This window comes from Flavobacterium sp. PLA-1-15 (assembly GCF_049060005.1).
Lineage (GTDB): Bacteria > Bacteroidota > Bacteroidia > Flavobacteriales > Flavobacteriaceae > Flavobacterium.
In genome coordinates, this window is record NZ_JBMGQS010000001.1 from 420693 (window position 1) to 442885 (window position 22193).

21 protein-coding genes are annotated in these 22193 nt (G+C 37.7%); 6 read left to right on the plus strand and 15 right to left on the minus strand.

Annotated features, from left to right (window positions below):
• Window positions 1-259 precede the first annotated feature (259 nt).
• The 3 genes from ACI6PS_RS01830 to ACI6PS_RS01840 all read right to left on the minus strand — a co-directional run bounded on the left by ACI6PS_RS01830 (window position 260) and on the right by ACI6PS_RS01840 (window position 5259).
• The gene (locus tag ACI6PS_RS01830; RefSeq protein ID WP_421010835.1) at window positions 260-1876 is read right to left on the minus strand and encodes a M1 family metallopeptidase; all 1617 of its coding nucleotides are present in this window, start codon (window positions 1874-1876) and stop codon (window positions 260-262) included.
• A 1-nt stretch (window position 1877) separates the two neighbouring features.
• Window positions 1878-3500 carry a S41 family peptidase gene (locus tag ACI6PS_RS01835; protein WP_421010836.1) on the minus strand — a complete coding sequence of 541 codons (1623 nt, stop codon included), beginning with the start codon at window positions 3498-3500 and terminating at the stop codon, window positions 1878-1880.
• A gap of 130 nt (window positions 3501-3630) precedes the next feature.
• A complete protein-coding gene (locus ACI6PS_RS01840; RefSeq protein WP_421010837.1) occupies window positions 3631-5259 on the minus strand; it encodes an acyl-CoA carboxylase subunit beta in 1629 nt (542 codons plus the stop codon).
• A gap of 218 nt (window positions 5260-5477) precedes the next feature.
• Here ACI6PS_RS01840 and ACI6PS_RS01845 point away from each other — a divergent pair, with 218 nt between their 5' ends.
• Together ACI6PS_RS01845 and ACI6PS_RS01850 are read left to right on the plus strand one after the other, a co-directional pair.
• Window positions 5478-6122 carry a DUF47 domain-containing protein gene (locus tag ACI6PS_RS01845; RefSeq protein ID WP_421010838.1) on the plus strand — a complete coding sequence of 215 codons (645 nt, stop codon included), beginning with the start codon at window positions 5478-5480 and terminating at the stop codon, window positions 6120-6122.
• 30 nt (window positions 6123-6152) lie between these two features.
• Window positions 6153-7208, plus strand: a complete 1056-nt coding sequence (locus ACI6PS_RS01850; RefSeq protein ID WP_421010839.1) for an inorganic phosphate transporter — start codon at window positions 6153-6155, stop codon at window positions 7206-7208.
• A 62-nt stretch (window positions 7209-7270) separates the two neighbouring features.
• On the opposite strand, the gene lpxD is transcribed toward ACI6PS_RS01850, so the two are convergent.
• On the minus strand, window positions 7271-8272 hold the full coding sequence (gene lpxD, locus ACI6PS_RS01855; protein ID WP_421010840.1) for a UDP-3-O-(3-hydroxymyristoyl)glucosamine N-acyltransferase: 1002 nt from the start codon (window positions 8270-8272) through the stop codon (window positions 7271-7273).
• A 165-nt stretch (window positions 8273-8437) separates the two neighbouring features.
• On the opposite strand from lpxD, the gene ACI6PS_RS01860 reads away from it, so the two are divergent.
• Window positions 8438-9340, plus strand: coding sequence for a phospholipase A (locus ACI6PS_RS01860; protein ID WP_421010841.1), 903 nt, complete (start codon window positions 8438-8440; stop codon window positions 9338-9340).
• A 46-nt stretch (window positions 9341-9386) separates the two neighbouring features.
• Here the strand turns inward: ACI6PS_RS01860 and prfB are convergent.
• Window positions 9387-10485 (minus strand): peptide chain release factor 2 gene (prfB, locus tag ACI6PS_RS01865; protein WP_421010842.1). Its coding sequence is split into 2 segments (ribosomal slippage): window positions 9387-10421 and window positions 10423-10485, totalling 1098 coding nucleotides; the frame shifts between segments, so codons are not numbered across the junction.
• A 93-nt stretch (window positions 10486-10578) separates the two neighbouring features.
• On the opposite strand from prfB, the gene ACI6PS_RS01870 reads away from it, so the two are divergent.
• Entirely contained in the window at window positions 10579-11601 is a 1023-nt protein-coding gene (locus tag ACI6PS_RS01870) for a threonine aldolase family protein (protein ID WP_421010843.1), read from the plus strand.
• A gap of 438 nt (window positions 11602-12039) precedes the next feature.
• Here the strand turns inward: ACI6PS_RS01870 and ACI6PS_RS01875 are convergent, their stop codons facing one another.
• The gene (locus ACI6PS_RS01875; RefSeq protein ID WP_421010844.1) at window positions 12040-12981 is read right to left on the minus strand and encodes a hypothetical protein; all 942 of its coding nucleotides are present in this window, start codon (window positions 12979-12981) and stop codon (window positions 12040-12042) included.
• A gap of 4 nt (window positions 12982-12985) precedes the next feature.
• A complete protein-coding gene (locus ACI6PS_RS01880; protein ID WP_421010845.1) occupies window positions 12986-13309 on the minus strand; it encodes a YbaB/EbfC family nucleoid-associated protein in 324 nt (107 codons plus the stop codon).
• A gap of 147 nt (window positions 13310-13456) precedes the next feature.
• Here ACI6PS_RS01880 and ACI6PS_RS01885 point away from each other — a divergent pair, with 147 nt between their 5' ends.
• Entirely contained in the window at window positions 13457-15517 is a 2061-nt protein-coding gene (locus ACI6PS_RS01885; protein ID WP_421010846.1) for a S9 family peptidase, read from the plus strand.
• A gap of 78 nt (window positions 15518-15595) precedes the next feature.
• Window positions 15596-16636 carry a PLP-dependent cysteine synthase family protein gene (locus ACI6PS_RS01890; RefSeq protein WP_421010847.1) on the plus strand — a complete coding sequence of 347 codons (1041 nt, stop codon included), beginning with the start codon at window positions 15596-15598 and terminating at the stop codon, window positions 16634-16636.
• Window positions 16637-16689: 53 nt separating this feature from the next.
• Here the strand turns inward: ACI6PS_RS01890 and ACI6PS_RS01895 are convergent, their stop codons facing one another.
• From ACI6PS_RS01895 to ACI6PS_RS01930, 8 genes are all read right to left on the minus strand, one after another.
• A complete protein-coding gene (locus ACI6PS_RS01895) occupies window positions 16690-16866 on the minus strand; it encodes a hypothetical protein (protein ID WP_421010848.1) in 177 nt (58 codons plus the stop codon).
• A gap of 159 nt (window positions 16867-17025) precedes the next feature.
• On the minus strand, window positions 17026-17274 hold the full coding sequence (locus tag ACI6PS_RS01900) for a hypothetical protein (RefSeq protein ID WP_421010849.1): 249 nt from the start codon (window positions 17272-17274) through the stop codon (window positions 17026-17028).
• A 159-nt stretch (window positions 17275-17433) separates the two neighbouring features.
• Window positions 17434-17595, minus strand: a complete 162-nt coding sequence (locus ACI6PS_RS01905) for a hypothetical protein (RefSeq protein WP_421010850.1) — start codon at window positions 17593-17595, stop codon at window positions 17434-17436.
• Window positions 17596-17691: 96 nt separating this feature from the next.
• On the minus strand, window positions 17692-18441 hold the full coding sequence (locus ACI6PS_RS01910) for a maleate cis-trans isomerase family protein (protein WP_421010851.1): 750 nt from the start codon (window positions 18439-18441) through the stop codon (window positions 17692-17694).
• Between the two features lie 36 nt (window positions 18442-18477).
• Window positions 18478-19386: a fumarylacetoacetate hydrolase family protein gene (locus tag ACI6PS_RS01915; RefSeq protein ID WP_421010852.1), complete on the minus strand. Its 909-nt coding sequence runs from the start codon at window positions 19384-19386 to the stop codon at window positions 18478-18480.
• 63 nt (window positions 19387-19449) lie between these two features.
• Entirely contained in the window at window positions 19450-20559 is a 1110-nt protein-coding gene (locus ACI6PS_RS01920; RefSeq protein ID WP_421010853.1) for a cupin domain-containing protein, read from the minus strand.
• Between the two features lie 73 nt (window positions 20560-20632).
• Complete coding sequence (gene tnpA / locus ACI6PS_RS01925) at window positions 20633-21076, minus strand: IS200/IS605 family transposase (RefSeq protein ID WP_421010854.1); 444 nt, start codon at window positions 21074-21076, stop codon at window positions 20633-20635.
• Window positions 21077-21194: 118 nt separating this feature from the next.
• Window positions 21195-22175: a carbon-nitrogen hydrolase family protein gene (locus tag ACI6PS_RS01930; RefSeq protein WP_421010855.1), complete on the minus strand. Its 981-nt coding sequence runs from the start codon at window positions 22173-22175 to the stop codon at window positions 21195-21197.
• Window positions 22176-22193: the final 18 nt, after the last annotated feature.

Sequence of the window (22193 nt, forward strand, 5' to 3'; positions counted from 1 at the left end):
GGGCGATAAAGCCCCTTTTTTTTGTTCAAGAATATAAAATATAAATAATCGATTCAAGAACGCTTTCGCGAAAGAGTGAATAGACCTAAATCAAAAGATACTGGATCTAAAACATAAGATGCTTGGGTCTAAATCAGAGGAATTTTAAAAGAGACTAAAACAAGGAGTGGAAACAAGCTTAACGGAGCATTGTTTTCTGCCAAAGCCTAATAGAATATGGAATTGCGCTTCTAAAAAGTAAAAACCAAGCTAAGGATGGCTAGTAGCGAACCGCAATATAAAACTGATCGGTGAGGACTTTGATATCGTTTGACTTTTTGACTTTAAGGTTGAGGTTTTTCCAAGTAGTGGTAGGAATCAGCCTGATTTTCTTTTTATTGAAGATTACATCAACCGGCATTTTAAAAGAAGCTAGATCCGTTTTCCATCGGTATTGAAAAGCTTTACCGTTTTTTCTAATTTCAAAAACAGGAATGTCCTTATAATTCAAATATTGATTAAAAATAGGAGCGAGATCCATACCGCTTTCGGCATTAAAAAAAGCCACCACAGTCTCCGTATCAATAATTTGATGACGGTAATTTTCAGAAAATTTAAGAATCATTTTCCACCATTTATCATCATTATCAACAACGTGCCGCAAAGTATTCAGCAACAGCGATCCCTTATAATATTTATCCGTCGGTCCCGAATCATTCACACCATAGGCACCAATTATTTTCCGACTATTAGCAACCAGATTCTTTTGTCCGTTGATGTATTCCATCGCTTTATCGTAGCCATAGAGGCATTCTACAAAAACGGTTTCTGAGTAAGTTGTAAAGCCTTCATGGATCCACATATCGGCAATATCGCGGGAAGTAATACTGTTTCCAAACCATTCATGCCCCGTTTCGTGCACTACGATATAATCAAAAAGCATCCCAATTCCTGTACCGGAAGTGTCGCCTCCTAGATAACCCTTTCTATATTTATTTCCATAAGAAACAGCACTTTGGTGTTCCATACCTAAATAAGGAGTTTCAATTAGTTTATAGCCATCATCCGAAAAAGGGTACTTCCCAAATTTCGATTGAAAGCAGTCCATCATCGGTTTTACTTCCTCAAAATGGTTCTTCGCTTTTTCTTCGTTGCCACGGATAACGTAATAATCCAAATCCAAGTCCTTATGATTGTCATGAACGTGAACATAGTCGCCAATATTGACTGTGATATTATAAGTATTGATAGGATTTTTCACTTCCCAAAGCCAGGAAGTATAGCCATTTTTTAATTCCTCACTGCGGATGAATCTGCCGTTGGAAACATTCATCAAATCATCAGGAACCGCCACTTTTATGGAAGCACCCATGTTTGGTTCATCACTTTGCGAATCTTTCACGGGATACCACAAGCTGGCTCCAGTTCCTTGAACGGCAACACCAATCCAGTGCTTTCCGTTTTTATCTCTGTCGAAAACAAAACCGCCATCCCAAGGCGCATTTCTAGCCACGACAGGTTTTCCAGAATAATAAAAACGTAGTTTTTTATCGGAACCGTCCACGGGTAATTTTTCTTCAAAAGAAATGAAAACGGCTCCAAATTCTCTTTTATAGTCAAGTCTTTTATGATCATAAACAATACTGTCCACCTGCATGTTCTCAAACAAATCGAGCTGGATGGTTTTGGATTCCTTTACCGTTTTAAAAGTGATGTCATTATAGCCAACAATTGAGCGTTCATCTGGATTTATAGTAATATTCAAATCATAACGTTGCACGTCAAAGCACATCCTTTCAAACGAAAAACCGCCTTGAAGCGAATCTTTTCGGGTGAATTCTTGTGCTGCAATTTGATTTGCAAGTAGTAGAATAGTTATGATGAATATTCTTGTCATATTAGTTGTTGCTGGCTGTTTGACTATTCTGATGTTTCTTAATATCCTCCATTACCCAATTCATTTCCGGGTCGATGTCTTTAATTCTATCTTCCAAAGTAGGAGTTATGGCCACATCTGGAAAAATTCCACGGCCTTCAACATCGGTCTTGTAATGTGGCGAGATACGCATTAATCCTACACGTACCTTCAACTTAGAATTTGGTAATTTAATGAGAGGCATTCTTCCGGCAACGGTTCCATTGTAGGTACCGCCGGTTTCTTCTCCCACGAAAGTGGCGCGTTTTGCCCCTTGCAAATTAGATGATAAAATACAGGAAGCCGAGAAACTTCCGCCATTGATAAGGACATATATTTTTCCCTCAAAAGCATTTGCTTTTTTGTTCTGCGGTTTTGAATCACTCGTTGCGTAATAAAACTTACCGTCATCGGCTTTTTTCACTTTAAAGAAAGTATAACCTATATACAGCGGATAGAAAATTCCTTTAAGGGCCTTCATACCTATACTGCCACCTTTGAAATAATCGCCCTTTAAAAGACTTGTTTTGGTAGCCACTTCGGATTTATCGGTAAAAACCATCGTGGTATCGGTCAGGTAGGAATATAATTCGGCAATTTCGCTAAGTCTTCCGCCAGGATTATTTCTCAAATCGATAATCAAGGTTTCGGCTTTGTTTTTCTTTATTTTTTCAAAACTTTCTTTGTAAAACGCATAATGATTCCCTATCGCAAATGCATTGATTTTCATTACCGCAACGCTGCTGTCGGCTTCAATGAATTTCAAGTTTCTGTTGTAGAGCTTGGTTTCATCGTTGTAACCGAAAATATTTTTCTTACGATGTTCGGCTTTTCTTTTTGCTTTTTTCTCGGCTTTCGTGAGGACAATCTTTTCCAAGGGTTTGGGTACCTCGGTTTTCACTGTATCGTTTACGGCTACTTTTGCAGTATCATTTGCTTTTCGTTTGATCCAAACCGTTTTTACAGAATCATTGTATTTAAAGTTATAAAGCAAACTGTCCTTAATACCATTTTCATTGGTATAAAAACCTCCGAAGCCTTTGCCCAGCTTGTATTTATAATATGTTTTGTTGTAACCATCGGAAGTGAAAAGGTTTTTATAATCGTTCAATAAATCAGCTGTATTTTTGCCGTCAATGCCTACAACCTCAAAACCCGCTTTGATTGATTTGTCTTTCGAATTGTTTTTAACGACATACATCTTATCATTAAAAATCTGAAATTCAAATTGAGAGAATGGTCCGGTTCCTTTCTTGATTAATTCCTTGGTTTCCTTTTTGGTCAATTGCTTCGTGTCAGGATATACCATCATGTGTCCTTGACGCACTTCATTGACAATTGGCGCAATTTTTTTATAGAAAGCAAAGCTCGTCATAGGTTGTGTGATGGTCGTTTTCAAGCTGTCAAACTTAAAATCTAATTTTTCCTTGCTGATGTACCAATACAAATTTGGATGCATTCTTTTCAGCTTTTTATAAGTATAGTCAACGTCTTTCTTTAAATCTTTTTCAGATTTGAGTTCGTTTAATTTTCGGTTGTGGTTTTCAACTGATGAACAGCTCGCAAGGAATAGCGCAAGGCAAGAAGCCAAAAAGTATTTTTTCATATTGTAATGGGTTGATACCATTTAAAGACGTTCGTTTTATTGTAATGGTTGCATCAAAAATAAACAAAAATGGTTTTCAGCATACATTATTTGTACAGTGAAAACCATTTATGTTGAAATATTTTGAATCTTAAACCTGAATCACGCCCAAGTTGAATTGCTTTTCAATAGGAGCGTGGTTGGCCGCTTCAATTCCCATAGAAATCCAAGTTCTGGTTTCGAGTGGGTCGATAATAGCGTCGGTCCAAAGCCTTGAAGCAGCATAATAGGGCGAAACTTGAGCGTCGTATTTTGCCTTGATCTTATCAAACAACTCTTGTTCCTTGGCTTCATCTACAACTTCGCCTTTTGATTTTAATGAAGAAGCTTCAATTTGTGCCAGTACTTTCGCCGCCTGTGTTCCACCCATTACGGCAAGCTCTGCACTTGGCCAAGCAAAAATCAATCTTGGGTCGTATGCTTTTCCGCACATGGCATAATTTCCTGCACCATAAGAATTCCCAACGATAACCGTAAATTTAGGTACAACCGAATTGGAAACTGCATTTACCATTTTGGCACCGTCTTTAATAATGCCACCGTGTTCCGATTTTGAACCCACCATAAATCCGGTCACGTCTTGAACAAATACCAATGGAATTTTCTTTTGGTTGCAGTTGGCAATAAAACGTGTTGCTTTGTCGGCTGAATCAGAATAAATTACGCCACCAAATTGCATTTCACCCTTTTTAGATTTTACAACTTTTCGTTGATTGGCTACAATTCCAACAGCCCAACCGTCGATTCTAGCATAACCCGTGATAATGGTTTGTCCGTAACCATCCTTATAAGGTTCAAATTCAGAATTATCAACCAATCGATTGATGATTTCCATCATATCGTATTGTTCGTTTCTTGCTTTTGGCAGAATTCCGAAGATTTCCTTTTCATCCAAAGCTGGTTTTTCAGCCTTGATTCGGCTATAGCCAGCCTTATCATAATCACCAATTTTGTCAACTATTTTTTTAATCTTGTCCAAAGCATCCTTGTCGTCTTTGGCTTTATAATCTGTAACTCCAGAAATTTCGCAGTGTGTTGTTGCTCCACCAAGGGTTTCATTGTCGATACTTTCACCAATTGCGGCTTTTACCAAATAGCTTCCGGCAAGGAAAATACTTCCGGTTTTATCCACAATCAGAGCTTCATCAGACATGATTGGAAGATACGCTCCACCAGCAACACAGCTTCCCATAACGGCTGCAATCTGGGTAATTCCCATACTGCTCATGATGGCGTTGTTCCTAAAAATGCGTCCGAAATGTTCCTTGTCTGGGAAAATTTCATCCTGCAGGGGCAAGTAAACTCCAGCGCTGTCTACCAAATAAATAATAGGAAGACGATTTTCCATCGCGATTTCTTGTGCACGAAGATTCTTCTTTCCAGTGATAGGAAACCACGCACCAGCCTTTACCGTAGCATCATTTGCTACCACAATGCATTGCTTTCCTTTTATATATCCAATTTTTATCACAACACCACCAGAAGGGCAGCCTCCGTGTTCGGCATACATTCCTTCACCAACAAAAGCTCCAATTTCAATACTCTTACTGTTCTTGTCAAGCAAATAATCGATGCGCTCACGGGCGGTCATTTTACCTTCGGCATGTAATTTTTCTATTCTCTTTTCGCCTCCGCCTAATTTAACTTTCGCAGTTTTTTGCTTTAAATCAGATAATAAAAGTCTGTTGTGGTCTTCGTTTTTATTGAAGTTAATGTCCATATTGCTGTTTTGTGTTAGATATAAAAAGGTTATGAATCCTTAATTTTATTGGTAATTTTTAGGATTGCTAAAATACGAAAACGTTTGAAATATAAAAATATTCAATCGTAGAGTTATGAAGGTTAATTTATTTGATTTGCGTAACTAGTAATTGATATTAAATTAATGTTATCTTAACATTGAAAGAATACCTTTGCCGAGTAAAAAAAACTAATTTTATGTCTCTAAACAGCATTTTCCAGTATTTTGTTCCGAAAGATAAAAAATTCTTTCCCTTATTTGAACAAGCTACCAGTAATTTAATTTTAATGGCTACGGCTTTGCACGAAGTAGTAAACCTTCCATTGGAACAAAGAAATGAACTATTTCAAAAAATTGAAGAATTAGAGCAAATAGGCGAGGACATCGCAAGACAAACGAACTTGGAATTGAGCAGTAACTTTATCACTCCTTTTGATAGAGAAGATATTTATTCTTTGAGTACTGCAATTGACAATATTGCTGGAAACATCCACGGTGCTGCAAGTAGAATGAAATTGTACCACGTTGATAAGATTACAAAATCAATCAGAAAGCTGACAGAAATCAACCTTGAAGCTTGTCAGAATATTGATGTAGCAGTGAAAGAATTGCGTAATTTCAAGAAAATCAAGAACATTACGGATGCTTGCGCTAGAATTAATAAATTAGAGAATAAATCGGATACGGTTTATGATAAGGCGGTTGCAGATATTTTCGAAAATGAAACAGATGCAAAAACAATCATCAAATACAAAGAAGTACTTTCTGTATTGGAAACTGCGGCTGACAAATGTAAAAGTGCGGCCAACGTTTTAGAATCAATCGCTGTAAAGCATTCTTAATACAATCAATTTCATCCTGAAATTATTTTTATGACGCTACTTATCATCATTATAATACTTGCTCTGATTTTTGATTACATTAATGGTTTTCATGATGCGGCAAATTCTATAGCAACAATTGTTGCAACAAAGGTGCTGACACCTTTTCAAGCAGTTGTTTGGGCTGCATTTTTTAACTTCCTTGCTTATTTTATTTCAAAATATTGGATTGGAGAATTTAAAATCGGTAACACGATTGCAAAATCAGTAAACGAAAATTTCATCACACTTGAAGTGATTTTTGCCGGACTTATTGCTGCAATTGTATGGAACCTTGCCACTTGGAAATTAGGAATTCCATCTTCTTCATCACATACTTTATTGGGTGGATTTATGGGAGCTGCTTTGGCTCACGCTGGTGCCTTGGCAGTACAAGGTGTTGACGTTATTAATTATGTAAAAGTTATTCCAACGATAGCATTTATCTTTTTAGCGCCACTGATCGGTATGACGATAGCCTACTTTTTGACCATTTTGATTATGGTTATTTGTAGGAAAGCCAACCCGAGTAAGGCCGATAAATGGTTCAAAAGATTGCAATTGGTTTCTTCTGCCTTGTTCAGTTTAGGACACGGAGCAAATGATGCTCAGAAAGTTATGGGTATTATTGGTGCAGCTGTCATCTACTACCATTTGAAAATTGATATGGATCCGAACTACATCAACGCACCGGATACCTTTAAATATTTCGTAAATGATTATGCTTGGGTTCCTTTTGTGAGTTTCTCAGTTATTGGTTTAGGAACCATGAGTGGTGGATGGAAAATCGTAAAAACGATGGGATCTAAGATTACAAAAGTGACCTCTTTAGAAGGTGTGAGTGCTGAAACGGCTGGTGCTATGACATTATATCTTTCAGAGCATTTCGGAATTCCAGTATCTACAACACATACCATTACAGGAAGTATCATTGGAGTTGGTGTAACAAAACGTATCTCAGCTGTTCGTTGGGGAGTAACGATCAATTTGCTATGGGCTTGGATTTTAACTATTCCTGTTTCGGCAATAATTGCAGCAATTGTATATTACACTATCAGCTTATTCTAAATAAATTATAGACAAAAAAAATCCGTTAGAAATAACGGATTTTTTTTGTTTTTATATTTAATCTATTTAGTGCAAGATTCTTTTACCAATCTTTTCAAAATTGCCCATTGTTTCAAGGCATCTCTGGCTTCAATTGCAGGATAACCCAGCATTGTTTTTCCAGCAGGAATATCGCCTGTTACTCCAGAACCAGCTCCTACAATTGCGCCGTCACCAATTGTTGTATGGTCTTTTATCGAAGCGCTTCCGCCAATAATAACACCGTTTCCTAGGGTTACAGAACCTGCAAGTCCACTGTTTCCAGCCATAATACAGAATTTACCCAACTTGCTATTATGTCCAATCTGAACCAAATTGTCAATTTTACAGCCGTCTCCAAGAACAGTCGAACTAAATTTGCCTCTATCGACACAAGAATTGGCACCAATTTCAACACCATTACCAATAATCACGTTTCCTATTTGAGGAATTTTTACCAAACCTCTTTCAGCACAAGGCCTAAAACCAAATCCATCGGCACCAATAGTAGCATTTGGGTGCAGAATACAATCATTTCCGATATGACATCTCTCTCTCACAACAGTTCCCGACCAAATGATGGTTCTGCTTCCAATCGTACATTCATCCAAAATGGTAACATTCGGATAGATGGTTGTGTTTTCTCCAATGACAACATTCGGACCTACATAGCTTCCCGCACCAACTCTTGATCCATTGCCAATTTTTGCAGTTGGGTCAATTACAGCACTTGGATGGATAGCGATATGAAATTGAGGTGGAGCAGGAGCAAATAATTCCAAAATCTGGGACATTGCCAGATCGGCATTTTTTACTTTAATGAAAGCCCTGTTTTCACCTGGTTCAATAGAAATATCCTGGTTCACAACGGCAACACTAGCTTTCGAAGCTTCCCATAATTTCTCATATTTCTTATTCCCAATAAATGAAATCTCATTATCCTTGGCTAGTTCCAATTGTTCGGGGGCATTTATAGTTTGAGTAGTGTTTCCTACAAGTTCCCCTTTCAATAGGTCATTTAGTTCCTGAACAGTGAATGATTTCATATAAGTGTAAAATTGGTTTGATTAATTTTTACCAAATAAACCATAATAGAACTGTATTTCCAAATAATTTAGTATCCATTACATTAAATTAATACTAATTCGTAAAATGTTATAAATAAAATCCTACTCGAAACAGCTACATTTGTTTAAATCCCCTCTTATGATATGAGTTTTATAAAGAAAAGCATTTTACTTTTATTATTTCCATTGGCAGTAAATGCACAGATCCAAGCACTTGTAAACAATAAAAATGAACTCCGAACCATGACCGAAAGATGGGAGTTAGATACCACATCCGTTAGAGGTACTTTTTTGGTTACACCCTATAAACCTATTTTTGTTTTGCCTGTCAGATGGTCATCGCTACCCAATGAAACACCCTATTCAGGTAATGGAAATCCCGATTATGTTGCCGAACCCGGAACAGATTACAACAATATAGAAGCCAAATTTCAATTGAGTTTCAAGACGAAAGTTTTGCAAAACGTTCTCTGGGGAAAAGGCGACCTGTGGGTGGCTTACACGCAGAAATCGCACTGGCAGTTGTACAATAATTCACTTTCAAGACCATTCAGGGAAATCAATTATGAGCCCGAAATCATCTTGAATTTTCCGTTGAATTTTAATTTTCTTGGTGTGCAAACAAGAATGTTTGGCGTGGCTTTCAACCATGAATCCAATGGAAAAAGCCTGCCATTTTCAAGAAGTTGGAATCGGATTATTTTTCATGCAGGTTTCGAAAGTGGTGATTGGAGTTTCTATGTTCGGCCTTGGTTACGATTAAGAGCTACAAAGGACGACAATCCCGATATTTCAAAATATATCGGAAGAGGTGATTTGAATGTTATTTATACGAAGAATGGAAATGTTTTCTCCTTTATCGGAAGTCATAACCTCCATTTTGATTCCACACTTCGCGGAAGTGGCACCTTTTCATGGTCCTATCCGATTCAAGGAAATCTAAAAGGCTATCTGCAAATTTCGCATGGTTTTGGCGAAACATTAATTGATTATAATAACGTACAAACTACAATAGGAATAGGGGTTTCGCTCATAGAATGGCTATAAAAAACAAAACCTACAAATCATAGAAATGTAGGTTTTGATATTTTATTTATTCTTCTTCGTGTTGTCCCATCATCATCAGATAGGATTTCAAAAACTCGTCGATATCGCCGTCCATAACACCTTCAACATTGCTTGTTTCGTGTCCTGTTCTTACATCTTTGACCAATTTATAAGGATGCATCACATAATTTCGGATTTGCGATCCCCATTCGATTTTCATTTTACTTGCTTCAATATCTGCTCGTTGGGCCATCTGCTTTTTCAACTCAATTTCGTATAATTGAGAACGAAGCATCTGCATAGCTCTTTGTCGGTTGTCTTGTTGCGAACGCGTTTCCGAACATTGCACCTGGATTCCCGTTGGCTTGTGAAACAATTGTACTTTGGTTTCCACCTTGTTAACGTTTTGTCCACCTGCACCGCTCGAACGCGAAGTAATGATTTCAATATCGGCTGGATTAATATCGATTTCAATTGTATCATCCACCAAAGGATAAATGTAAACCGATGCAAACGAAGTATGGCGCTTTCCGTTGCTATCAAACGGAGAAATTCGCACCAAACGATGCACGCCGTTATCACCTTTCAAATAGCCGAAAGAATAATCGCCTTCAAACTCCAATGTCACAGTTTTAATTCCAGCAACATCACCTTCTTGAAAGTTCAGTTCCTTGATTTTATAACCATTTTTCTCACCCCACATCATGTACATTCGCATCAGCATCGAAGCCCAATCGCAACTTTCCGTTCCGCCCGCTCCAGCCGTGATTTGTAAAACTGCGCTCAACGAATCGCCTTCGTCGGAAAGCATATTCTTGAATTCGATGTTTTCGATGTGCAAATTCGTGGCATTGTATTGCTCGTCCAATTCTTCAGCCGTCAATTCGCCTTCCCTGTAGAATTCGTAGGCAATTTGCAACTCGTCGGTCATTGAAACCGCCTTGTTGTAATCTTCGACCCATTTCTTTTTGGAACGCAGTACTTTAACGAAAGCTTCGGCCTCTTTTGGGTTGTTCCAAAAATCAGGAGCAAGGGTTTTTTCCTCCTCGTTTGTGATTTCGATTAATTTCTTATCGACGTCAAAGATACCTCCTCAACGCACCAAGGCGCTCTACAATACCTTTAATTTGTTCGGTAGTTGTCATAAATTAGTGTAATTTTGCGATAAAATTGCTTTGAAACGGTTCAAATGATTTCATCGAAGTTGAACCACAAAAATAAGATATCCTTTTGATATTATGGAAATAAATTTAGTTAGTGACACCGTAACCAAGCCATCACAGGAAATGCTCCGCTATATGTTTCAGGCTCAAGTGGGTGACGATGTTTACAAACAAGATCCCACGGTAAATGCACTTGAAAGTATGGTTGCCTCCATCTTCGGGATGGAAGCGGCGATGTTTTTTCCGTCGGGAACAATGGCCAATCAGGCGGCTATAAAATTGCTCACACAGCCGGGCGAACAATTGATTGCCGATAAATGGGCACACGTTTTTAATTACGAAGCAGGAGGAGTAGCCTTTAATAGTGGCGTTTCTTGCTCATTATTGGATGGTGAAAGAGGAATGATTACTGCCGAGCAAGTTGCCGGGGCGATTAATAATCCTGAGTTTTACCACAGTCCACTAACGAGCTTGGTTTGTGTAGAAAACACGACAAACAAAGGGGGAGGCGCTTGCTATGATATGGAAGAATTGAAGAAAATCAAGCAGGTTTGCGATGCCAATAATTTGAAATTTCATCTTGATGGCGCCCGAATTTGGAATGCTCTTGTTCATAAAAAAGAAAATCCACAGGAATACGGGAAGATTTTTGATACCATTTCAGTTTGTCTTTCAAAAGGTTTGGGAGCTCCTGTTGGATCGGTTTTAGTTTCCGATAAAGCCACAATCGATAGGGCTTTCCGAGTAAGAAAGATATTTGGTGGAGGCATGCGCCAAGCGGGATATTTGGCGGCAGCCGGAATTTATGCCTTGCAAAATAACATCAACCGATTGGTGGACGATCATCGTCGTGCGAAGGAATTGGCTGTGGTCTTGCAGAGATTGCCTTGGGTGGAAAAAGTAGAGCCTGTAGAAACCAATATTTTAATCTTTAGCCTTAAAAAAGGAGTCAGTGAGAATTTGTTGATTGAAAAATTGAAACAAAAAAGCATCTACATCAGCTCGATGGGGCATGGGAAATTGCGAATCGTGACGCATTTGGACTATAAGGAAGTGATGCATACTTATGTTATTGAGGCGCTACAGAAACTGACTTAGCAAATGGGCGTTATCTGAGGCAATTTGGCGAAAGCCGCATTTATCTTTGACAACTACCTCTTAGAGTTATAGTAATTTTAAACGCTCATAAAAAAAGCCTTTTCAGTTTGGACACTGAAAAGGCTTTTTATTGATGAATAATTTGTGAAATTCCCAACCGACCCTACGGGAAGTAATTCTGTGTACAGAATTGAAAGAACCGATCCTACGGGAAGGAATTCTGTACACGGAATTACAAGAACCGACCCTACGGGAAGGAATTCTGCACACAGAATTGCAAGAACCGACCTTACGGGAAGGAATTCTGCATACAGAATTGCAAGAACCGACCTTACGGGAAGGAATTCTGCGCACAGAATTGCAAGAACCGACCCTACGGGAAGGAATTCTTTACACGGAAGAGCTCCAACCGATGCTACGGCAGTATTTTTCAGCTTTTTACTTGATGATTTCCATGGCCTGCCTTACTTTATGAATGTCCGGCTGATGGTTTTTGCAATCCTGCACACCCTCTGGATAAAGGTCTTTGATGAAGTCGTTATAGTCTTTGCAGTTTTTGAAGATATTGAATTCTTGATTCTTTACATCCCAAACAATGCCTTTCTGGTTGTACATTCCGGTAGCCATTACGCTACCAGCAACTCCTCCGCTGTAGGCAAGACCTTGTGCCCATTTATTGACGAGGCCCACTTCTGTATAAAAATAATTCTCGCCCATGATTTGAACTTTGGAAAAACCGTTGGGAAAAGCATTGGTCTGGGCTCTATCTGTTTTGTGGCGGTTGTCCAGGATAGCCTGCGCTTGAAAATAGATATAACCTTTGTAGCAAATGGCAAACACCTTCTTGATCCTTGTATCTTCGCTAGCGAGGTAAAAATAGCAGTTGTCCGGAATGCCTGTCAACTCGTCTTTTTCCCAGCCTACTAGCTCTTTTGGTACGATTACGGCTCTAGAGTTGGGTACTTTTCTAATGAAATCATCTTTGGTATAATAGATTCCAACAGGATAGCCATTTTCCGAAGCCACAACTTCTTCTTTTTTTGGAAGCTGTGTTCTGGCTGTTGCAATGGTGTCTGTAAGCGTTTTTTCTTGCACAATGCCTTGTGAAGAAAATTCACTGGAAACAATGATACTTCTATTGGTGAAAACGCGCTTGTAGTTTTCATCTTCAACTACTTTGACAGTCTTGATAGCTACTTTCTTTTCTTCGCCCGTAGCGGGTTCTATATAGTGAAAATCACTTCCAATAATCTGAATTTTCTCAAAAGCAATTTTCTCGTTTGTTGCCGATGTGAATGTCCCTTTTTGTGCAAGAATGGTTTGCGCGTTGCAGTAGGTTATGCTTGCAATAAAAACGATTAGGGTAAGGAGTTGTTTCATGGTTTTATTTAAACATATCCATTCCTGGAATATTCGGCATCCCGTCTTGTGCGGCTGCAGCCAATTCGGCTTCATTTATTTGAGTAGCCCTTTCGATGGCTTTGTTCATAACTAGTACGAAATAGTCTTCCAATTGTTCTTTGTCTTCCAATAAGGCATCGTCAATATGAATAGATTTTATTTTCCGATTTGCCGTCAAAGTTACCTTAAACAATCCGTCGTTGCTTTGTTCGTCAATCAATACGGTGTCTAAGCGCAATTTTGTTTCTTCTACTTTTTGCTGGGCTTCTTTCAATTTGCCCATCATTCCCATTAGGTCTCCAAACATTGTTTATAATTTTAAAATTGTTTATGTGACAAATTTATTAAATTGCATTGTTATAAACTATAAAATAATTTAATGAAAAACCTGTATGCTTTAGGGAGTCTTTGCTTTATTTTTGCAACTTCTTGTTCTAAAAAAAACGATTCAAAAATGGCAGAAAACATACCCGCTCCAATAGCTAAAATAATTCCCAAAACGATAGAAAAACACGGTGATAAGCGAATTGACAATTACTATTGGCTAAATGACAGGGAAAATCCAGAAGTTATTGACTACCTGAATAAAGAAAACGATTACTACAATAAAATGACGGCTCATACAAAGCAATTCCAAAAGGATTTGTTTGAGGAAATGAAGAGCAGAATCAAGGAAGACGATGAATCTGTACCGTATTTGCACAACGGATATTACTATATTACACGTTACGAAAAAGGAAAAGATTACCCGATTTATTCCCGTAAAAAAGGAAGCCTTTCGGCAAAAGAAGAAATCCTTTTTAACTGCAATGAGCTGGCAAAAGGAAAGTCATTTTTTCAATTGGGAGGAATGAGTGTAAGCCCTGATAATAAATTCGTAGTGTATTCCACTGACTTTGTTGGAAGAAGAATTTATACGCTACAAATCAAGAATATAGAAACAGGAGAAATTCTATCGGATAAAATTGAAAATGTAGACGGCAGAGGGATCTGGGCAAACGACAACAAGACCATTTTTTATACGACCCAGGACAAAGTAACACTTCGCTCGGATAAGGTTTTTAAACATAAATTAGGAGCCGATGCTAAAAAAGATGTATTGATTTTCGATGAAAAAGACGATACCTTCAATGTATCCATCAGCAAAGAGAAATCTAAAAAATATATTGTAATTGAATCTGGAAGTACGCTTACAACCGAATTCAGAACCCTTTTGGCAGATACTCCGGATGCTGAATTCAAGATTTTCCAACCAAGGGTTAGAGGTTTGGAATACAGCATTTCGCATTACGGCGACAGCTTTTACATCGTAACGAATAAAGACAAGGCAACCAATTTCAAATTGATGAAAACGCCTGAAAATGCTACTTCTAAAGAAAACTGGAAAGATGTTATTACACACAGAAAAGATGTGCTGTTAGAAGATATTGATATTTTCAAAGATTACTTGGTGGTTTCGGAGCGAAATAACGGTTTGAACAAAATCCGAATCATGCCTTGGAGCGGAAAAGGGGAGTATTATCTGCCTTTTGAGAGCGAAACCTATACGGCCTATACTGCAACAAATGTTGATTTTGACACCGATATCCTTCGCTACAGTTATCAATCTTTGAATACGCCTTCTTCTGTAATTGATTTCAATATGAAGACCAAAGAAAAAGAGGTAAAGAAAGAGCAACAGGTTTTAGGTGGAAAATTCAAAAAAGAAAATTATACCGAAGAAAGGGTTTGGGCTACAGCAACTGACGGAACAAAAGTGCCAATCTCAATGATTTACAAAAAAGGATTGAAAAAAGACGGTAAGAATCCACTTTTGCTTTATGCTTATGGTTCTTATGGAGCCAGTATGGATGCTTATTTTTCTTCAACCCGATTGAGCCTTTTGGATAGAGGATTTGTTTATGCAATTGCTCATATCAGAGGTGGTGAAGATTTAGGAAGACAATGGTATGAAGATGGAAAGCTCTTGAAAAAGAAAAATACATTTACTGATTTTATCGATTGTTCCAAATTTGTAATCGAACAAAAATATACTTCACCAGAACATTTGTATGCAGAAGGTGGTTCGGCAGGTGGATTATTGATGGGAGCTGTTGTGAATATGGCCCCAGAATTATACAACGGAGTCATCGCTCAAGTGCCTTTTGTGGATGTTGTAACGACAATGCTAGACGATTCTATCCCATTAACAACGGGAGAATACGACGAATGGGGAAATCCAAACGACAAAGAATACTACGATTATATGAAGTCCTATTCGCCTTATGATAATGTTACCGCTAAAGCCTATCCAAATATGTACGTTTCAACTGGACTGCACGATTCTCAGGTACAATACTGGGAACCAGCTAAATGGGTGGCAAAATTAAGAGCTGTAAAAACTGATAAAAAACTTTTATTCCTCGATACCAATATGGATGCCGGACACGGTGGCGCTTCTGGAAGGTTTGAAGCCCTGAAAGAATTGGCTAAGGAGTTTACTTTTTTATTAGATTTAGAGGGAATTGAAAAGTAATTCGATTTTTTTTGTTAAATTTGCAAGGATTTGAGGTCGTCAAAAATTCAATGAAGCACCTTGATTAACTATTTTTTTATGAAAGAAGAAATAAAAGCTTACAATAATGTCTTGGAATTAATAGGTAACACGCCCCTTATCAAAATTAAGAAGGTTACCGAAGGTCTAGAAGGTAATTTCTACGCAAAAGTAGAAGCCTTCAATCCTGGACATTCTACGAAAGACAGAATTGCACTCTATATTATTGAAGAAGCCGAAAAAAGAGGAATTCTAACTCCAGGCGATACCATCATCGAAACTACTTCTGGTAACACAGGATTCAGTCTAGCAATGGTAAGTATTATAAAAGGTTACAACTGTATTTTGGCGGTTAGTTCAAAATCATCAAAAGACAAAATTGATATGTTGCGTAGTCTAGGAGCAAAGGTTTATGTTTGTCCCGCACACGTTTCGGCAGATGATGAACGTTCCTATTACAATGTAGCAAAACGTCTTCATGAGGAAACCAAAGGCTCAGTTTACATCAATCAATATTTTAATGAATTGAATATTGATGCACACTATAACACTACTGGTCCGGAAATTTGGGAACAAACCAACGGAAAAATTACCCACTTAATTGCTTGTAGCGGAACTGGAGGAACCATCTCCGGAACGGCTAAATACTTGAAAGAACAAAATCCAAACATCCGAATTTTAGGAGTGGATGCTTTTGGTTCGGTTTTGAAAAAATACCACGAAACAAGAGAATTCGACAACAAGGAAATTTATCCTTACAGAATAGAAGGTTTGGGGAAAAATTTGATTCCATCGGCCACAGATTTCGACATCATCGATAAATTTACAAAAGTAACCGATGAAGAAAGTGCTCACGCAACTAGAGAAATCGCTAAGAAAGAAGGTTTATTCGTAGGCTACACTTCAGGAGCAGTTTTGCAAGCCATTAAACAATATGCAGAAGAAGGAGAGTTTACAGCAGAAAGTAACGTAATTGCTATTTTCCCTGACCATGGTTCAAGATACATGAGCAAAGTGTTCAGTGATGAATGGATGCACGAGCAAGGTTTCTTTGATAGCGTAAATGCTGAAGAAGCCCAGAAAATTGAATTTATCAAATAGTCTTATACTATTTACAACATAAAAAAACTCCAGAATTTCTGGAGTTTTTTTATTTATTCTTTATCCGATTCTGAAGTATCGTCTTCTGCGGTATCATCATATTTATGAAAATCATCCGTATCGTCAAAATCTTCATTCGGGTCATAGGGATGATCCTGATTCAGTAGCGGATCATCTATTTTTCTCTTTTCTCTATCATCACTGAAAAAGAATATATCTAAATTTTCCATAACGCTTGAATTTAAATGTTACAAGTAGCCTAAAAGATAGTAGATGATGATGAATACGATGATGGTACCGATGCATCCACCTCCTAATTTCTTAGCTCCCCATCCTGCAATTATTGTTTTGAAAAAACCGTTCATAGTGTTTTGTTTTAGTGGTTGTGGTTATTGATTTTTGTCAACGTTTTGATTCTTGTCGTCAAAATCCGGATTTCCTTTGATTTCTTTTGAATCCAAATCGTAGTTTTCATCGTTAGTCAACGTTTCGTCGTGCTCCTTATATTCCTTGTCTCTCGTAGCATTTCTGATGTTATCAGGATTACGCTGGTTAGAGTGTTGGTAGTTTTTCTGACCGTCGTGGTTTTGTCCTGCAGGATTTCCTTTCCCGCCCGAACCGTTATTTAAAGTTCCCATAGTATTTATTTTTTTAATTATAATGATAAAGTTACCCTACTCATTATCAAATCCTTTATGCAATTTTCCATAAATGTTACACAATTAAATTTGCATAAAAAAACCTATAAGACGCATCTTATAGGTTCTTCTCCATAACGTTAGTGTGGATAACGCTACTTAGCTGTTCAAACGTTCCAATTCGTAGAAATATTCATTATGGTCGTAATCCAAATCATAATCCATTTCATCATCGTCATGATTATCATTAATGCTGATGATATTGTTGATATCAGTGTCTAGTTCTTGAAAAGCTTTAAAAGATGTGTAAATAGTTTCCATAGGTGCAATGTTTTGAGGTTTGTTTTACAAATTTCATCAAACAATCGCTGAAAATGCTTACAGAGTTCTTTTTAAAAGTTATAGGATTTACATTATTTAATATTTACCACTCAAAAGACTTCCGCCAATTGCTGATTTTGCTTCAATTCCGAGCTTTTTCATCATCTCGTAAGTGGTACAAACCGCAGCAGAAGTAACCGGAATTCCAATTTCTTTTTCGATTAAATCGATTGCTTCCAATGAAGGCATCTGTACACAAGCCGAAACTACCAATACATCAATACCTGTCAAATCCAATCGTTTGTAAATTTCCAATAAATTCATTGGGTCTTGTGCGGCAACTTCCAAATTATCTGGAATTTCGAGAGCGATACTTTCCTTTACTTCAAAGCCCTGATGCTCGATATAATCAACAACCATATCGGTCAAAGGCCTCATATAAGGTGTAATGATGGAGATTTTTTTAGCTCCCAAAACTTTTAATCCATTGATCAAGGCTCCCGCCGAAGTAACAATTGGAGTAGGGAAGTCGTTGGCTACCGTTTCCTGATGTAAATTCACTTCCGAAACGCAATGATAACCGCGCCCCATGCTCATAATTGCAACCAAGCACGCATATCCCATAACATCTACATGAGCATCCGAAAGTTCCTGTGCACATTTCAAACTCATAGCATCCATGGCCTCAAGTTCTTCCTTGGTTACTTTCTTCATTCGCATTCTACTCGAATGGAAGGTGAAACGCTCTGGTAAAATGGTTTCCCTTGACCTGAAAATAGCAGGGATTTCGGTTTCCATTGTTACGTTTGAGGAAGGAACTATTTGTCCTATTCTGTATTTTTTCATCTTATTTGAAATCTTTATTCTTTTCTCTTTCTTCTTTTAAATCTCTTTTACCGTATTGATAATGGTTCCAATTCCTTCAACAGTTGCTTCCACAACATCACCATCCCACATCCATTCTTGTGGACTTCTTCCGGCTCCAACTCCCGAAGGTGTTCCAGTAGCAATAATATCTCCAGATTCAATTGTAAAGACTGTGCTTAAATCTTCAATCAAAGCATTGATATTGAAGAGTAGAAATTTTGTATTGGAATTTTGTTTTTCGACACCATTCACTTTTAAAGATAGATTTAAATTGTGTGGATTTTCAACTTCGTCTGCTGTAACCAAATAAGGTCCCATTGGCGCAAAAGTATCTTGCCCTTTCGAAACAATCCATTGTCCTTCGCGACGGCAATCACGTGCCGAAATATCATTGATTACGGTATAACCGAAAACATACTCCATTGCATCTTCTTTCGTAACGTATTTTCCTTTCTTCCCAATAACTACAGCCAGTTCAACTTCCCAATCCAATTGCTGGGTAAGTTTTCTGTTTAATAAGATATTGGTATTTGTTCCCGTTACAGTTGTTGGCGGTTTCGAAAAGATGATTGGTTTTTGAGGCAATTTTCCTGTAGTATCCAATGTTCTGGCGCTTTCTGCAACGTGTTCGGTATAATTCAATCCAATTCCGATGATGTTTTTTCGAGGCGTTGGAATAGGAGCGAGGATGGTAATTTCGTCCATCGAATACGAAACTTCGGCTAAAGCTTCAGCATCAATTTCACTCAAGAATTCATTGATTTCTGGAATCACTTCGAGTCCCATATCAATCAATTCAAGCATATCCGAAGGCAAAGGGAAATTTACGGTTTCACCAAAATCTTCCATATCCACCACTTGATTGTTATGCAAAAATCCTAATCTTGGTTCTGAGGTTGTTGTTTTGTAGGTAAGTAGTTTCAAAGTCGTTATTTTTAATCGTTTATTTAGTTAAAATGGTTTCGTGATAAGCTCTCATCTTCGTTCTCAAACAGTCTGAAAACCGTTGTTGTCAGTGTAATTTTGTTCTTGGTATAAGCCCAGTTTTTCAATTACAGGCAAATCATTAAATGAAAACAGGCAAGCATCTTCGGTTTCCGAAAGATTGTGATGCTCGTGCCAAGCCCAAGACGGAACACAAAAAATATCGCGTTCTTTCCAATCGAAACGCTTTCCATCAATAGTAGAATAGCCTTTTCCTTTGGCACATTGGTACACAAATGAACCTGTGTGTTTGTGTGCTTTTCCTTTAAAACCAGCCGGTAATAATTGCATTGAAGCTCCCATGGTTTGCATGACATGACCACCCGTCAATGGATTCGAATATTTCATAATAATTCCATCATAAGGAGAAGTTTCATTGATTTTTGAAGCTTCAACCAAAGCTGGATAAACCGATTTCCAAGCATATTTAAACAAAGGAGAATAGTCTTTATTCCATTTTTGGTCTGAAGGTAATAGTCCAGGTGAACCGCCATAATTTATTGGAGAATAGTTGATTGGAACTTCTAAAGGTTGCTTACCATCATATACCGCATAATCGTTTGCTTCCAAAGCATTAATCAACGGAATATCCAAACCGTCCTGCCAAATGCATGTTTTTCCATTTTCGGCAACACCATGCTCATGCCAGGTAGAATTCGGGGTAATCACAAAATCATTGACTTCAAAAGTAATCTTATTACCATCCACAACCGTGTAACCGCCTTCGCCTTCCATGATAAAACGCAAAGCCGAAGCCTTATGACGATGAGCCGAAGTGCTTTCCCCTGGTCGTGTAACCTGAATTCCAGTATACAACCAACCAACAGCCGCCGATACATCCTTTCGCTTATCGTTAACCAAATACACCACGCGACGTCCTGCTTTTTCAGGTGTTACCAACTCAGAGGATTTCAAAACCAAATCCCGCAAATCATCATACTTCCAAAGCATCGGCACCGAAGATGTTCTCGGCTCCCATGGCTCAATATCGTTGGCAACCGTCCACAATGCACCAGCACCAAGGGTTTCGAGTTCTTTATAATAGGCTTCGAGTTCCGGAGTATCTTGCACTCTGGCTCTTCCAATTACGTCGTCGTTGTATTTTCCTTCCATTGTCTTGTTTTTTAATTGCTTCCTCTTTATACAATGGGTTAAAACCCATTGCAATTGATAAGTGACATAAGAATTATTTATTATCTAAAAATTTTTGAAAACCAAATTTATCAATCAATTCTTGATATTCATCCTGAAATGATTTAGTTTTATGATGTAACTCTTGATTTTTGATATAGTTCCTAACTTTTTCGATCACAGATTCAGAAACAGAAACTGCAAAATATTCATTTTGCCATTCAAATTTATCTAAAATAAGTTTTTGATTATTGAACCAAAATGCAGATTCCCCTTTTATTAATTGTACAACTTTACTAATAGTTTGCTCATTTCCTAATGAAACCAAACAATGGCAATGATCATTGTATCCATTAACAAAATCAATAAAAATTCCTTTTTTCTCTCCATTTTCTTTGATGTGTTTCCACATCTCTTTCCTAATTTCAGGTGTTTCAAGAAAAGGGATTCTATTTTTTGTACTCCAAACAAAATGAATGTAAACTTTTATAAATGGCATATATTTTTATTTGCAATCAAGGGTCGAAACCTATTGTTATTGATAATTTATTGTTTGAATTGCCTCTGGCTTTAGCCAGAGGTGCATTAATTAAAATTTTGTTGGCTTTAGCCAAATTTTATTTTCTATTAAAATCCTCATGATTATCAACAAAAGTAATCTTCCTTGTTGGTGCAATATTTACCCTCAAATCAAAGATATCAAAACGGTTATAATGTCCCAAAATGTCGTGCATTTGCTTCGGTTGGATGCATTTCTCTAAATCGATATCTGCATATACAATTCCTTCTTCATCAATCAAGGGCTCACCAATAACAGCTCCATTCGGACCAATAAATCCTGAGAAAGCAGAATTTTTCCTTGTCAGCAATTCATCTACATTTGCAACATCTTCTCGCAAGGCATCTTTTATTTCCTGAGAAATAGTCGAACACGAAACGATGGTGAATAATTTTCCTTCAAAGGAATGTGCCGCTGCACGAATCTTTATCGCTTCGGCCATATTGTAATCAGGTGGTGCAACAGGCAACGAAATATAATTGGCAATATGAATCAATTCGCCTTGAGCCAATAACGTAAAACGTGCCAATGTGTTAGTATTCTCGCCACAAGCCAAGGTTCCAATCGGACCCACTTCTGTATCATAAACTTTTAAAGAAGAACCATCACCACTCGTCCAAGTTAGCTTTTCAGCCCAAGTTGGCACCAGTTTTCGGTGCTTTCCAATTACTTTTCCTTGATTATCAATAATAAGATTGGTATTATAGATTTCGCCATAACTGTCGCCACGCTCATTGATTCCAATTACTATATGGCAATTGAATTCTTTAGCGGCTTCGTACAAAGGTTGCATAGCATCGTCACAGACTTTTATTGAGCTTTTATACAATTCTTCATACCATTTGCTCCCTTGAACCGGTGTCATAATCCAGTTCCAATACGGATAACCGGCAACAAATACTTCAGGAAAAGCAATAAGATTTGCTCCATTGGTTGAAGCCTCTTTTATAAATGCAACTGCTTTTTCAATCGTTTTTTCTACGTTTAAAAAAACAGGCGAGGTTTGAACAGTTGCAGCTTTGAATTTTTTAAATTCCATAGGATTGTATTAAGGTTG

Excerpts from the sequence above, each read along its gene's own strand:
- ACI6PS_RS01830 (WP_421010835.1), bottom strand. The coding sequence starts at position 1,876 with ATGACAAGAATATTCATCATAACTATTCTACTACTTGCAAATCAAATT.
- ACI6PS_RS01835 (WP_421010836.1), bottom strand. The coding sequence starts at position 3,500 with ATGAAAAAATACTTTTTGGCTTCTTGCCTTGCGCTATTCCTTGCGAGC.
- ACI6PS_RS01840 (WP_421010837.1), bottom strand. The coding sequence starts at position 5,259 with ATGGACATTAACTTCAATAAAAACGAAGACCACAACAGACTTTTATTA.
- ACI6PS_RS01845 (WP_421010838.1), top strand. The coding sequence starts at position 5,478 with ATGTCTCTAAACAGCATTTTCCAGTATTTTGTTCCGAAAGATAAAAAA.
- ACI6PS_RS01850 (WP_421010839.1), top strand. The coding sequence starts at position 6,153 with ATGACGCTACTTATCATCATTATAATACTTGCTCTGATTTTTGATTAC.
- lpxD (WP_421010840.1), bottom strand. The coding sequence starts at position 8,272 with ATGAAATCATTCACTGTTCAGGAACTAAATGACCTATTGAAAGGGGAA.
- ACI6PS_RS01860 (WP_421010841.1), top strand. The coding sequence starts at position 8,438 with ATGAGTTTTATAAAGAAAAGCATTTTACTTTTATTATTTCCATTGGCA.
- ACI6PS_RS01870 (WP_421010843.1), top strand. The coding sequence starts at position 10,579 with ATGGAAATAAATTTAGTTAGTGACACCGTAACCAAGCCATCACAGGAA.
- ACI6PS_RS01875 (WP_421010844.1), bottom strand. The coding sequence starts at position 12,981 with ATGAAACAACTCCTTACCCTAATCGTTTTTATTGCAAGCATAACCTAC.
- ACI6PS_RS01880 (WP_421010845.1), bottom strand. The coding sequence starts at position 13,309 with ATGTTTGGAGACCTAATGGGAATGATGGGCAAATTGAAAGAAGCCCAG.
- ACI6PS_RS01885 (WP_421010846.1), top strand. The coding sequence starts at position 13,457 with ATGGCAGAAAACATACCCGCTCCAATAGCTAAAATAATTCCCAAAACG.
- ACI6PS_RS01890 (WP_421010847.1), top strand. The coding sequence starts at position 15,596 with ATGAAAGAAGAAATAAAAGCTTACAATAATGTCTTGGAATTAATAGGT.
- ACI6PS_RS01895 (WP_421010848.1), bottom strand. The coding sequence starts at position 16,866 with ATGGAAAATTTAGATATATTCTTTTTCAGTGATGATAGAGAAAAGAGA.
- ACI6PS_RS01900 (WP_421010849.1), bottom strand. The coding sequence starts at position 17,274 with ATGGGAACTTTAAATAACGGTTCGGGCGGGAAAGGAAATCCTGCAGGA.
- ACI6PS_RS01905 (WP_421010850.1), bottom strand. The coding sequence starts at position 17,595 with ATGGAAACTATTTACACATCTTTTAAAGCTTTTCAAGAACTAGACACT.
- ACI6PS_RS01910 (WP_421010851.1), bottom strand. The coding sequence starts at position 18,441 with ATGAAAAAATACAGAATAGGACAAATAGTTCCTTCCTCAAACGTAACA.
- ACI6PS_RS01920 (WP_421010853.1), bottom strand. The coding sequence starts at position 20,559 with ATGGAAGGAAAATACAACGACGACGTAATTGGAAGAGCCAGAGTGCAA.
- tnpA (WP_421010854.1), bottom strand. The coding sequence starts at position 21,076 with ATGCCATTTATAAAAGTTTACATTCATTTTGTTTGGAGTACAAAAAAT.
- ACI6PS_RS01930 (WP_421010855.1), bottom strand. The coding sequence starts at position 22,175 with ATGGAATTTAAAAAATTCAAAGCTGCAACTGTTCAAACCTCGCCTGTT.